The organism is Aquirufa antheringensis, assembly GCF_004307425.1.
GTDB lineage: Bacteria > Bacteroidota > Bacteroidia > Cytophagales > Spirosomataceae > Aquirufa > Aquirufa antheringensis.
This window is the reverse complement of the sequence record NZ_SEWZ01000004.1, coordinates 322,668-334,997: the sequence shown is the minus strand read 5'-3', so window position 1 is coordinate 334,997 and position 12,330 is coordinate 322,668. Positions and strand designations below refer to the sequence as shown.

12 protein-coding genes are annotated in these 12,330 nt (G+C 39.4%); 6 read left to right on the top strand and 6 right to left on the bottom strand.

The window, feature by feature from the left end; translation table 11 throughout:
• Positions 1-56 precede the first annotated feature (56 nt).
• Positions 57-1,115 (top strand): recombinase RecA, encoded by a 1,059-nt coding sequence (recA, locus tag EWU21_RS10105; protein ID WP_130896840.1) that lies wholly within the window; start codon positions 57-59, stop codon positions 1,113-1,115.
• Positions 1,116-1,167: 52 nt separating this feature from the next.
• Here the strand turns inward: recA and dnaA are convergent, their stop codons facing one another.
• A complete protein-coding gene (gene dnaA / locus EWU21_RS10100; protein ID WP_130896839.1) occupies positions 1,168-2,598 on the bottom strand; it encodes a chromosomal replication initiator protein DnaA in 1,431 nt (476 codons plus the stop codon).
• A gap of 274 nt (positions 2,599-2,872) precedes the next feature.
• Positions 2,873-3,712: a diacylglycerol/lipid kinase family protein gene (locus EWU21_RS10095; protein ID WP_130896838.1), complete on the bottom strand. Its 840-nt coding sequence runs from the start codon at positions 3,710-3,712 to the stop codon at positions 2,873-2,875.
• A 69-nt stretch (positions 3,713-3,781) separates the two neighbouring features.
• Between EWU21_RS10095 and EWU21_RS10090 the strand changes: the two genes are divergently transcribed.
• The gene (locus EWU21_RS10090) at positions 3,782-4,186 is read left to right on the top strand and encodes a MaoC family dehydratase (RefSeq protein ID WP_130896837.1); all 405 of its coding nucleotides are present in this window, start codon (positions 3,782-3,784) and stop codon (positions 4,184-4,186) included.
• A 51-nt stretch (positions 4,187-4,237) separates the two neighbouring features.
• Here EWU21_RS10090 and EWU21_RS10085 read toward each other — a convergent pair whose 3' ends face one another.
• Positions 4,238-4,417, bottom strand: coding sequence for a histone H1 (locus EWU21_RS10085; RefSeq protein WP_130896836.1), 180 nt, complete (start codon positions 4,415-4,417; stop codon positions 4,238-4,240).
• 176 nt (positions 4,418-4,593) lie between these two features.
• On the bottom strand, positions 4,594-5,832 hold the full coding sequence (locus tag EWU21_RS10080; RefSeq protein ID WP_130896835.1) for an aminotransferase class I/II-fold pyridoxal phosphate-dependent enzyme: 1,239 nt from the start codon (positions 5,830-5,832) through the stop codon (positions 4,594-4,596).
• Between the two features lie 127 nt (positions 5,833-5,959).
• Between EWU21_RS10080 and ggt the strand changes: the two genes are divergently transcribed.
• Positions 5,960-7,642 carry a gamma-glutamyltransferase gene (gene ggt / locus EWU21_RS10075; protein WP_201738105.1) on the top strand — a complete coding sequence of 561 codons (1,683 nt, stop codon included), beginning with the start codon at positions 5,960-5,962 and terminating at the stop codon, positions 7,640-7,642.
• On the opposite strand, the gene EWU21_RS10070 is transcribed toward ggt, so the two are convergent.
• Both EWU21_RS10070 and EWU21_RS10065 read right to left on the bottom strand, forming a co-directional pair.
• Positions 7,636-8,337 carry a VIT1/CCC1 transporter family protein gene (locus tag EWU21_RS10070; RefSeq protein WP_130896834.1) on the bottom strand — a complete coding sequence of 234 codons (702 nt, stop codon included), beginning with the start codon at positions 8,335-8,337 and terminating at the stop codon, positions 7,636-7,638. The genes ggt and EWU21_RS10070 overlap by 7 nt on opposite strands.
• A gap of 3 nt (positions 8,338-8,340) precedes the next feature.
• Positions 8,341-9,927: a peptide MFS transporter gene (locus EWU21_RS10065; RefSeq protein ID WP_130896833.1), complete on the bottom strand. Its 1,587-nt coding sequence runs from the start codon at positions 9,925-9,927 to the stop codon at positions 8,341-8,343.
• Between the two features lie 97 nt (positions 9,928-10,024).
• Here EWU21_RS10065 and EWU21_RS10060 point away from each other — a divergent pair, with 97 nt between their 5' ends.
• Genes EWU21_RS10060 through EWU21_RS10050 form a run of 3 tightly spaced genes read left to right on the top strand, consistent with a single transcriptional unit; the run spans position 10,025 to position 12,328 of the window.
• Positions 10,025-10,804: a ParA family protein gene (locus EWU21_RS10060; RefSeq protein WP_130896832.1), complete on the top strand. Its 780-nt coding sequence runs from the start codon at positions 10,025-10,027 to the stop codon at positions 10,802-10,804.
• A 10-nt stretch (positions 10,805-10,814) separates the two neighbouring features.
• A complete protein-coding gene (locus EWU21_RS10055) occupies positions 10,815-11,735 on the top strand; it encodes a ParB/RepB/Spo0J family partition protein (protein WP_130896831.1) in 921 nt (306 codons plus the stop codon).
• The gene (locus EWU21_RS10050) at positions 11,735-12,328 is read left to right on the top strand and encodes a DUF5683 domain-containing protein (RefSeq protein WP_130896830.1); all 594 of its coding nucleotides are present in this window, start codon (positions 11,735-11,737) and stop codon (positions 12,326-12,328) included. The genes EWU21_RS10055 and EWU21_RS10050 overlap by 1 nt, the downstream gene beginning before the upstream one ends.
• Positions 12,329-12,330: the final 2 nt, after the last annotated feature.

The window sequence follows — 12,330 nt, the reverse complement described above, 5'->3', positions numbered from 1 at the left end:
CAAACGATAAAACAAATATAGTCGTTTGCCTTATAAATTTTAGATAAAAAACGAAAATGGCGAAACAAGCTAGTGATGCGCAAGGCCTAGCGGCTGAAAAGTTAAAAGCTTTACAAACTACGTTAGAGAAATTAGATAAAGCATACGGTAAAGGTACCGTTATGCGCTTATCAGATAGTAAAGTGATGGATGTTCCTGTTATTTCAACAGGCTCCTTAGGATTAGACTTAGCCTTAGGCATTGGCGGTGTACCTAGAGGACGTGTAGTAGAGATTTATGGTCCTGAATCTTCTGGTAAAACAACCTTGACGCTTCATATGATTGCTGAAGCTCAGAAAGCAGGTGGTTTAGCCGCTTTCGTAGATGCAGAGCATGCTTTTGATCGTTCTTATGCAGAGAAATTAGGTATTGATTGTGAAAATTTGCTTATCTCTCAGCCAGACAATGGAGAGCAGGCTTTAGAAATTGCAGAACATTTAATTTCTTCTGGTGCTATTGATATCATCGTGATTGACTCTGTGGCGGCTTTAGTACCTAAAGCAGAAATCGAAGGGGAGATGGGGGATTCTAAAATGGGTTTACAGGCTCGTTTGATGTCTCAAGCCTTACGTAAATTAACCGGTACGATTAATAAGACGGGCTGTTGCTGTGTTTTCATTAATCAGTTACGTGATAAGATTGGGGTCATGTTTGGTTCTCCAGAAACGACTACGGGTGGAAATGCCTTGAAATTCTATGCTTCAGTACGTTTAGATATTCGTCGTGCAGGTCAAATTAAAGAAAGCGCAGATTCGATCACCGGAAATAGAACTCGTGTGAAAGTGGTGAAGAACAAATTAGCACCTCCGTTTAAAGTAGTTGAGTTCGATATTATGTATGGCGAAGGTATTTCGAAAGCGGGAGAAATACTTGATTTAGGGGTGGATTTAAATGTCATCGATAAATCGGGTTCTTGGTTCTCTTATAATGGAAATCGTTTAGGTCAAGGTCGTGATGCAGTAAAAGACTTGATTAAGGACAATCCAGAACTAATGGAAGAGCTAGAAGCGAAGATTAAAGATAAGGTCAAAGTGGATGATAGCGCGCTTCTTGATAAAGACGCGGTAGCTGAATAAGCTTGAATTTATAGGTAATAAAAAAGCGGCTAATGTAGATTAGTCGCTTTTTTTAGGATTGAACTCCTTTGAGATTAAATCGGGTAAAGAGGTTTCGAATGGTTTTTTCGACACTTTGGTCTGTTTCCATCGCCTCAGAGATGGCTTGAACAGCGTGAATAACTGTACTATGATCTCTACCTCCGAAATGATAGCCAATTGACTTTAATGGTAAATTAGTTAATTCTTTAAGCATGTACATCGCAATTTGACGAGGGAAAACATTCTCTTTCTTGCGACATTTGCCACGTAAGGTATCGAGATCGACATCAAAATGATTGGTAACTACGTCTAGGATACTTTCTACACTCAATTCCTTTTCTTGTTCGTTCACAATACTCTTGAGTGTGGACTTCGCTAATTCTAAATCAATTTCCTTACGGGTAAGGGAAGCCTGTGCCATCAGTGAAATGATCACGCCTTCTAATTCACGAACGTTGGTTTGAATGGAATGAGCTAAGTATTCTAATACATCGAAATCAATTTGGATCCCATCTTCTTGCAGCTTCTTTTGAATGATAGCAATACGGGTCTCAAAATCAGGTTGCTGCAAATCAGCCGTCAAGCCCCACTTAAATCGTGAAAGTAAGCGGTCTTCCATTCCAGCTAAGTCTCTAGGAGCACGGTCAGAAGAAAGGATAATTTGTTTACCTGATTGATGTAGGTGATTAAATATATTAAAGAAGGTCTCTTGGGTTTTTTCTTTACCTGATAAGAATTGAACGTCATCAATAATTAACACATCTACTTGTAAATAGAAGTTTGTGAAGGCTTCGATAGAATTATTTCGTATCGCATTCACAAATTGGTTCGTAAACTTCTCCGTAGATACGTAAAGAACAAACTTATCTGGAAAGGAATCTTTAATCTGATTCCCTATGGCTTGTATTAAGTGGGTCTTGCCTAAACCCACACCGCCATAAATCATGAGAGGATTGAATGCGGTTAAGCCTGGCTTATTAGCTACAGCCATTCCAGCTGCGCGACCTAGGCGATTGCAATCTCCTTCGATGAATTTGTCAAAAGTATATTTAGGAATTAAATAAGAATCTAATTCTAATGAATCTAAATTTTTTAGCTCAAAAGGGCTCTTTGCGGGATTAGGAAAATTAGGAGCCTTCGCTTGTTGATTTTGAGTTTGGTTAGTAGGCGGAAGGTTAAAAGTAATAGGCGGGTTCTTACGATCCCCATTATCTACTACGATGGAATATTCTAACATTCCATGACGCCCGATAGTTAGATCTATGGCCTTTCTTAAATCAGAAACGTGCTTCTCTTCGAGCCATTCGTAGAAGAACTGAGAGGGCACTTGAATCAACAAAGTGTTGTTTTGGAATTTAAGCGGAACGATAGGGGCAAACCAAGTTGCGAAACTTTGCTCTGATATATCATTTTTGATGATATTCAGACAGTTATTCCACAATTCTCTAACTTCGATTTGCATTAATTTTATGAGTCAAACAGTTCTCAGGGCGAATTTTAAAGGAATTCACCTTAGCTTACATTATATATGTTTATTATGGTTCTTAATTAAGAAAACGACTACCTTTTTTCTTAAGCGGGGAGACAAAAATAGTAAAATAAGATGTCGTTCCAAATTTGAAATCGAAAATAAATCCAGTTTTTTTTCGAAAAAAAAGACGCTAAAATTTGCTTCTAAAAATTGTTCAAATTAAGTGTGGTTTAATCATTCTTTAACTTGAAAAAGTATAAGAAAATTATTTTATAACAAGAAGAGCGGAAGGCAGTATCGTTATCTCAATGGTCCCCGAATGGAGTAGGAGACTTTCGCCATCAAGGTGATAGGGAATTCCTTCAGGTGCATCAACGTGTAGTGATTTGATGGAAGAGATCGTGACTAAAGGATTGTAAGGCAGGTTTTTACGAAATAGACTTATTCCAAGATTAACAACGGACCAGAATGATCCTGGCTTTATGTAAATTGATTCTAATTGACCATCTTGCAAGTCAGATTCAGGAGATATGTAGGCATTATTTCCAAATTGATTGGCATTAGCTACTGTGAAAGAGAATGTGGGACCTTTGCCTTTGATTTCGATGGGCCGATAAGAGCGTAAAGAGACAAAGCTGGAATAGACATAATTAAAGAAACCTCGTTTACCTCTCTTTGCAAAATGGGCTGCCACATAAGCATCAAATCCGATTCCGGCGGTACAAAAGAAGGGTCGATCATTCCATTTACCAGCATCAATTCCTATTATGGTGCCATATAAAGCCTTATTTAGCGCTTTTTCGAAAGGAAAGGGAATTCCTAAATGTCTTGCTAAACCATTCCCTGATCCCATAGGTATAATTCCTAATGGAATGTGGCTATACAATAAGGAGGAAGCGACTTCATTGATGGTTCCATCCCCGCCCACCGCCACAATTTTAGAGGCTCCTTCTGTAATAGCTTGTTTTGTTAATTCAGAAGCATGGTTTACTCGTTCCGTCTGCCAAATCTTGGAATTAGGGATAGCCTGCAACAGGTTGATTATTCTAGCCCTCTTTTGCGGAGAATTAGTTCCTGCGTTTGGGTTAAGAATAAAGTGAATCATGCGTTTAATTTAATTTTGTACAAAAATAGAATCAAATTTTGGTTTAATTTTACAAAAAATGATCAATCTATGTTAGAAGTTGGAAACTCTTATGAGATCGAATTCTCGTTCACTCAGGAACAAGTAAATGATTTCTGTAAAATATCGGGCGACTTTAATCCTTTGCATTGGGATGAAGCTTATGCCGCTACTACACCCTTTAAAAAGCCCATTATTCATGGAGCTCTCATTGCGAGTGTTTTCTCTCGCGTGATGGGAATGGAGTTTCCTGGTGAGGGCAGTGTTTATTTAAAGCAAGTTTCAGAATTTAAGCGTCCCTTATTTGTAGGCACTACCTACAAGGCTAGATTTGAAATTGTGAGTACTAATCCAGCTAAACATACCGCTGAAATAGCAACCCAAGTTTTTGAACTTGAACGTGGTAAACTGATGGTGGATGGTTTCGCATCTGCTCTGCATACTGAACTCTTTTAAACAAAAAAAAGCCCGATGAAAATCGGGCTTTCTTTATCAAGAGGGGAAAAATTATTTTCCTGAGTTTTTCTTGTCTTGAACTTCAGTACGAATTTCTTGTGCTAAAGTCTTCAATTGTTGTAAACCACCTCTTACGCGAGTACCAGCTGCTTGATTTCCTTTATCGTAGAATTTTTCGAAATCTCCTTCTAAAGATAAAATTAAGTCCTTTACTTGTGCAAATCTACTCATGATAATTTGTTTTTTAGGTTGTGTAAATAATATTAGATTGTCTTTATGCCCTTAAATGAGCTTTAATAAGCGAAATTTAGTAAAAAACTTGTTGTGTGCAAATTAAAATCAAGAAAAAACAGAAAAAAAATTGAAAAAAGTACAATTTTTTCTTATTCAACCGTTAAATCAATCAATTATTGGGCATAGTAGCCAGATTTCAATCTTTCTTGCACTTCAGCAAAGCAATTGCAGGTATATTCTATATCCGCTAAGCTGTGAGAAGAGGTAGGAATGATTCTTAACATGATTTGGCCTTTAGGAACTACTGGATAAACGACAATACTACAGAATATACCCATGTTTTCGCGTAAGTCACGTACTAGTTTGGTTACCGCAGCAATATCATATTCACCATGTAAGAATACGGGTGTTACAGGAGACTGAGTTTCTCCGATATCAAATCCTTTCTCTTTTAACCCCTTTTGTAAGGCACGTACATTAGCCCATAAGGTTTCTCTTAATTCTGGATGTTTTTTGATCAACTCTAAACGTTTCATGCCACCGATGACAAAAGGCATAGGTAATGCTTTTGCATAGGTTTGAGAACGCATATTGTATTTTAAATACATGATAATCTCCTTAGGTGCCGCAACGAAGGCTCCAATAGCAGCCATAGATTTAGCAAATGTGGAGAAGTATAAATCGATACCTTCTGTACAGTTTAAATATTCACCTACTCCTTTTCCATTGTCACCCATGGTTCCAAAACCGTGAGCATCATCTACTAACATACGGAAATTGAAGTCTTTTTTCATTTCCACAATCTTGTCTAGGGACCCTACTTTTCCTGACATCCCAAAAACCCCTTCCGTAATCACTAAAATACCACCTCCCGTTTCGTTGGTGATTTTAGTCGCACGTTCTAAGTTCTTGCGCAATGAATCCATGTCATTGTGGTTGAACTTATAGTATTGACCCATTTTCGCCTTGTGAAGACGTATTCCATCAATTAAACAGGCATGAGACTCTGCGTCATATACGATCACATCTTTGTGATCGACCATGCATTCGATTACTGACATAACGCCTTGGTATCCGTAGTTTAGTAAGAATGCATCCTCTTTTCCGACGAATTCAGCCAATTGACGCTCAAATTCTTCATGCTCATCTGTATTACCTGACATCATTCGAGCTCCCATAGGGTAGGCTAAACCGTATTTAGCGGTAGCTTCAGCATCGGCTTTTCTTACTTCTGGATGATTCGCAAGTCCTAAATAGTTATTTAAAGACCAGTTTAACATTTCTTTGCCCATGAAAGTCATTCTAGGGCCTAATTCTCCTGTTAATTTTGGGAATGAAAAATAATGATGGGAATAATGGGCATGTGCACCGATGGGTCCCATGTTATTAACTACCTTCTCGAAAATATCCACTGTTAGTCTACGTTTTATTGAAAAATTCTTTAAATAATCACAAAGTTAAATTATATTTTTATTATCGCAATGTTAGTAAATCATCGGATTCTATTAATTTGTCGATTCATTTCAAAACAAACTTAAAATGACTAAGTATTTTCTCCTTCTCACGTTACATTTTTCTCTTTTGGCTCAAATCACTCAGAAACCTCTCCTGGAAGGAAAGAATGGTATGGTGGTTTCTACCCATCCTGCGGCCTCTGAAATTGGTTTAGCGATCTTGAAAAATGGAGGAAATGCGGTAGATGCAGCTGTGGCTGTGAATTTTGCTTTAGCTGTGGCTCATCCATCTGCAGGGAATATTGGTGGGGGAGGATTTCTCGTTTACCGGGATAAATCTGGTGCCGTTAAGGCATTAGATTATCGGGAAAAAGCTCCTTTAGCGGCGAGTAGAGATATGTATTTAGATCCTGAGGGTAATATTATTCCAGGTAAAAGTATGACTGGAATATTTTCAGTAGGAGTTCCAGGTACAGTGGCAGGGATGCAAGAAATGCATGCAAAATTAGGTCGCTTGCCATGGGAAGCGCTTTTAAAGCCGGCAGTAGCTTTAGCTAGAAATGGTTTAGTGCTGACTGAAAAAGAAGCTAGAGGTTTAAATCGCCAGAGAACAGAGTTTATAAAAGAGAATCCAGGAAAGAATTATTTACTATCGGCTGAGGGGAAAGAGTGGAAGGCAGGTGATTTGTTAGTGCAGGAGGATTTAGCGAATACGTTAGAGTTAATCCTTAGAAAGAAGGCCAAAGGTTTCTATAAAGGCCCAACCGCTCGAAATATCGTGAGAGAAATGAAATCAAAAAACGGCATCATTTCGAAGAAGGATTTACGTCATTATCAGGCTGTTTGGCGTACCCCTATCAAGAGTCAATACAAGAATTACCAGATCATTGGAATGCCGCCACCCAGCAGTGGAGGAGTAGCCTTAGCGCAATTATTACAAATGGTAGCCCCTTACTCGCTTAAAAATTGGGGTCCTACCTCTGATTCGACGATTCAGGTGATGGTCGAAGCAGAGCGGCGTGTGTATGCGGATCGCGCGAAGTGGTTAGGGGATCCGGATTTTGTCAAAGTACCTGTAGCTGAATTAATCGATTCGACTTATGCTACTTCTCGTATGTCTTCGATGAATTTTAATCAGGCCACTAAGAGTTCTGACATTCAGGCTGGAGTTTTTCCGGGTTACGAGAGTCCCGAAACGACGCATTATAGCATTGTGGACGGAGAAGGAAATGCGGTGTCTATCACCACTACGTTGAATAATTCTTATGGTTCTAAAGTATTTGTGGGTGGATCAGGTTTCCTTTTGAATGATGAGATGGATGATTTTTCTGCCAAAGCAGGTGCACCTAATCTCTATGGTTTAATCGGTTCAAAGGCGAATGAGATTCAACCTAACAAGCGTATGCTTTCTAGTATGACTCCTACGATTGTGGAGGAAAACGGTAAATTAAAAATGGTGGTGGGGACTCCAGGAGGCTCAACAATTATTACGAGTGTTTTTCAAGTGGTTTTGAATACCTTGGAAATGGGGATGAATATGCAACAAGCGGTAGAATATCCTCGTTTTCATCACCAATGGTTGCCAGATAAAATTACGTCAGAACCGAATCGTTTTTCAGCAGAACAACAAGTTCGCCTTCAATCAAAAGGGTATACTTTTGCGCCTGTTTCGGCTATTGGTTTAGTAGAAGGAATTTTAGTGTTACCGAATGGGAACCTGCAAGGTGGTGCAGATTCCCGTGGGGATGATACCGTGTCTGCTTATTGAAATAAGGTAGCGACGAAATAGGCGGCAGCGGCGGCTGCCGCACCTATAGAGGTTACTTTTAATGATCCGATGATGGGGTTTTGGCCGGTTACTTTGCTCTTAAAGTAGCCAAATACCAACAAGGCTAAAATGGTTACTTCGGCAGAGTAGATTAAACCATCCTGTGGTTTTTCCACATAGAAATACGGAATAAGGGGAATGAAACCTCCTATGATATAGGAGATACCAATAGTTAAGGCCGAATTTCTAGCACGATTTGGGTTAGGTCGTTCCAGACCTAATTCGAAGCGCATCATGAAGTCGACCCACTTATCCTTGTCTTTGGAAATACATTCTACGACAATTTCTTGTGCCTCAGGGCTCAAACCATAATCTTCAAATACATCTCTAATCTCTTGTTTTTCTCTCTCTGGCACGCGTTCAACTTCATCGTATTCGCGTTTCAATTCTGACTCGTAGTGCTCTTGTTCTGTTTGGCCAGCTAAATAACCGCCTAAACCCATCGCAATAGATCCGGCAACAATTTCAGCAACACCAGCCGTGGTCACGATGCTAGCTGAATCAACAGCACCAGAAAGGCCCGCGGCAAGAGCAAATGGCACAGTCAATCCATCTGACATCCCTATCACAACGTCAGTGATAAAATCAGAACTTTTCAGGTGTTTCTCGTATAAGTGGTGATCGTGTGAATCCATATTTTATCGGATGCCGTGCATCATTTTTTTAAGTGGTCCATTAGCAAGTCCAAACAGTAGAATGGAGGCAATTCCTGCCATGATGACAAATACAATGAAAAAATCGTAGAGGTTTTTGATCTCAAAACCAAGGAAACTTGGGAAGACGGTTTGGCCTACTACCGCAGTGGCAGGAGGTAATAAAGCGCCTAGCGTTCCAGATAAAGCATAACCAGCCGCATTAGCTAAGAACCAAACACCCATCAATAAAGAGGAGAATCGCTTAGGCGCTAACTTAGAAACTAAGGACAATCCGATGGGTGAGAGACTCAATTCACCCATGGTATGGAATAAATACATAATGAATAACCAAATAACCCCTAGTTTGTCTGTACCTAAGTTTTTCACTTTTATCGCGATGATCAAGTAACCAATGGCTAATAACAGTAATCCGATGGCTTGTTTACCTGGTGAATTGGGTTCAATTCCTTTTTTTGCAAGACGCATCCAAAGCCAAGAGAAAGGGAAAGCTAAGATGATGATGAAAAAGGAATTAGCGTTTTGGACAGAACTAGGAGGTAATTGGATGCCAAAGAAGTTCAAATCCGTTTGTTGATCTGCAATAAAGGTCAGTGATGATCCAGCTTGCTCATAGGCTGCCCAAAAGAAAATCACAAAGAAGGCTACAAAGTACATCACCCAAATTCGATCTCTTTCAATTTTGGTTAAGGTTTTGTCCCTCATTATCAAGAATGCTAAGCTGATTCCCGCTGAATAGATAACAGGATAAATCCAGTCTTTGATCGGATTAGCCACTTCAGTGACGAATAAATAATGAAATCCGATGATTAGACCAATAAATAAGGCGCTGGAAATAACGATGGATTGAGTCGAGAACTCTGCTTTTTCTGTCTCCTCATCTGCTGATTTAATGGCGCTAAAGGTAGGGGCTAAACCTATTTCACTTCCATCTGGAGCCTTTAAAAATACCCCCTTTAAAAGGATGAATAAGATGGTTCCAATTAACATCGCAGCTCCAGCTGCTAAAAAGCCCCATTTAAAAGCTTCAATAACACGAACACCATCCACTTTAACATCCCCTAACCAAGGACAAATAAGCATGCCCAGCATGGCTCCAGTGTTTATCCCCATATAAAAGATAGTGAAAGCAGCATCTAAACGACTATCTCCTTTTTTATATAGTTGGCCCACCATGGAAGAGATATTCGGTTTAAAGAAGCCATTGCCTAAGATTAAAAAGACTAAACCACCCCACATTAAATTCGTGGCAAAAGGGACGTCTAGCTTGAAAGTACTGGCAGAACTAAATAACAAGATCTGGCCTATCGCCATCGCAAATCCCCCGCCTATAATACTGTTGCGATTACCAATGTAACGGTCTGAGATATAACCGCCCAGCATAGGAGTTAGATAACTAAGCCCTAAAAATCCACCATATAAAATGGCGGCCTCGTCTTGTTTAAAGGAAAGTGCACTTACTAAAAAGAGAGATAAAATGGCGCGCATTCCATAAAAATTGAAGCGCTCCCACATTTCGGTGGAGTAAAGAAAATAAAGTCCTTTAGGATGAGAGGTACTGTTTGCTGACATATAGAGTTACTGAATTTTTGATGACAAGATACAAGAAATTCGAGATAGATGTGAAACCTTTTTTGTAATATTGTCAATTCATTTCGGTAAACATCCTATGGGCAAAACAATCGCGATTGCAAATCAAAAAGGGGGAGTAGGGAAAACAACGACTGCTATTAATTTAGCTGCCAGTTTAGCTGCTTTTGAATTTAAAACCTTGTTGATAGATGCGGATCCACAGGCTAATTCTACTTCTGGATTAGGATTTAATCCGAAAGAAGTAAAAAATAGTATTTACGAATGTATGGTAGGACTTTCTACCGTTCAAGATAGTATTTTACCCACCGAAGTTCCTTTTTTAGATATTATTCCTTCTCACATTGATCTAGTGGGTGCGGAGATTGAAATGATTAATCTAAATAACCGGGAACGGAAGATGAAAGAAGCTTTAGAAGCGGTGAAAGATCAATATGATTTCATCATAATGGATTGTTCGCCTTCACTAGGTTTAATTACGATTAATAGCCTTACAGCTGCAGATTCGGTGATTATTCCTGTGCAATGTGAATATTATGCGCTAGAGGGTTTGGGTAAATTACTGAATACGATTAAGATTATACAGTCACGTTTGAATACCGCTTTAGTGATCGAGGGGATTTTATTAACGATGTACGATTTGCGTTTGCGCTTATCTAATCAGGTGGTTAATGAAGTGAATTCTCACTTTAAGAATATGGTTTTTGAGACAATTATTCCGCGTAATATTCGTTTGTCTGAGTCACCTAGTTTTGGGGTTCCGGCTATTTTACACGATGCGGACAGTAAGGGGGCGATTAGTTATTTGAATTTAGCCAAAGAGATTATTCGTAAGAATGGTTTATTAGTGACCATCTAGGTACAGCAATATGAGTGCAAAGCAAGAAAATACAAAGAAGAGAACGGGTTTAGGTCGAGGTTTAGGGGCCTTGTTAGAAGATTCTGATGGGGGCGGCTTGCAAGCACGTCATCCCTCTGATTTTGCAGGAAGTCTAGAAGGAGTGAATTTAATGGATGAGATTTCTTTGGAATTAATTGAAACGAATCCATTTCAGCCCCGTGAATATTTTGCACCCGAGGCATTACAAGAATTAGCGGAATCGATACGTGTTCAAGGAATTATTCAACCCATTACGGTTCGGAAAGTTTCTGCTAAAAAATACCAATTAATTTCTGGGGAACGTCGTTTTCAAGCTTCTAAACTGGCTGGTTTAAAGACAATTCCGGCTTATGTTCGGACGGCTGACGATCAACAAATGATCGAAATGGCCTTGATTGAGAACATTCAACGGGAGAATCTGAATGCCATCGAGATCGCACTTTCCTACAAGCGATTGATGGAGGAATGCGATCTAAAGCAAGAGGATTTAGGAGCTCGTGTAGGGAAGAATCGTTCTACGGTAACGAATTATATGCGATTGTTGAAATTACCACCGCATATTCAAGTGGCGATCAGAGATGCTAAATTATCGATGGGACACGCTCGCTGTTTAGTTTCATTGGAAGATAAAGTTTTGCAAAATACCTTGTTCCAAAAGGCCATGGCTGAAGACTGGTCCGTTCGTCGTTTAGAAGATGCGGTTCGCCAATCGGGAAATATGGATACTCCAGCCACTGGATCGGCTACGGTTAAAGTATCTACTCAGGAACTACAAGCATGGCAATCCACGCTTAAATCCTTCTTCAATGCACCTGTTGCTTTGAAAATGAATGAAAAAGGGGAAGGGGAGATCAAGTTAAGTTTCAAATCGAAAGAAGAACTTTTAACCATTCTTAACAGAGTTCAATAATGTACCTGAAGAACTTTCTTCTAGTTTTGTTACTGCCTTTTAGTGTAGCCTCTATGGATTTAAAGGATTCTGTCCAATTAAAACCGGTGGTAAAACCGTATAAAATCATTCCGCGACAAGCCACGCTTAAGTCCTTAATGATCCCAGGCTGGGGGCAATTGTATAATCGACAGTATTGGAAATTACCGTTAGTGGCTGGCGCTTTTGTGTCGTTAGGAATGATTGCAAATTGGAATGATGTACGATATGCAAAGTATAGAGCGTATTATTACCAGGTGTCCACTCATGTAGATGACCCTACCTACAAACCTCCAACCACGGTCGCTGTACCCTATGAAGATGGTACGATTCGTGATTTAGATGTGAATCAGTTAAAGCGTTTAACGGATGGGTATAGAAGAAATAGAGATTATACCTATATTGGAATGGTATTAGCGTGGACCTTGAATGTGGTGGATGCGAATGTAAGTGCTCATTTGAAAACATTTGATGTTTCGGATGATATCAGTTTAAAGGTAAAGCCTACGGTAGATTACCAGCCTTTTTCCCAAAGTTTGGTCTCGGGCATTACCTTGTCATTTAATTTTAAATAAAG

Excerpts from the sequence above, each read along its gene's own strand:
- recA (WP_130896840.1), top strand. The coding sequence starts at position 57 with ATGGCGAAACAAGCTAGTGATGCGCAAGGCCTAGCGGCTGAAAAGTTA.
- dnaA (WP_130896839.1), bottom strand. The coding sequence starts at position 2,598 with ATGCAAATCGAAGTTAGAGAATTGTGGAATAACTGTCTGAATATCATC.
- EWU21_RS10095 (WP_130896838.1), bottom strand. The coding sequence starts at position 3,712 with ATGATTCACTTTATTCTTAACCCAAACGCAGGAACTAATTCTCCGCAA.
- EWU21_RS10090 (WP_130896837.1), top strand. The coding sequence starts at position 3,782 with ATGTTAGAAGTTGGAAACTCTTATGAGATCGAATTCTCGTTCACTCAG.
- EWU21_RS10085 (WP_130896836.1), bottom strand. The coding sequence starts at position 4,417 with ATGAGTAGATTTGCACAAGTAAAGGACTTAATTTTATCTTTAGAAGGA.
- ggt (WP_201738105.1), top strand. The coding sequence starts at position 5,960 with ATGACTAAGTATTTTCTCCTTCTCACGTTACATTTTTCTCTTTTGGCT.
- EWU21_RS10070 (WP_130896834.1), bottom strand. The coding sequence starts at position 8,337 with ATGGATTCACACGATCACCACTTATACGAGAAACACCTGAAAAGTTCT.
- EWU21_RS10065 (WP_130896833.1), bottom strand. The coding sequence starts at position 9,927 with ATGTCAGCAAACAGTACCTCTCATCCTAAAGGACTTTATTTTCTTTAC.
- EWU21_RS10060 (WP_130896832.1), top strand. The coding sequence starts at position 10,025 with ATGGGCAAAACAATCGCGATTGCAAATCAAAAAGGGGGAGTAGGGAAA.
- EWU21_RS10055 (WP_130896831.1), top strand. The coding sequence starts at position 10,815 with ATGAGTGCAAAGCAAGAAAATACAAAGAAGAGAACGGGTTTAGGTCGA.
- EWU21_RS10050 (WP_130896830.1), top strand. The coding sequence starts at position 11,735 with ATGTACCTGAAGAACTTTCTTCTAGTTTTGTTACTGCCTTTTAGTGTA.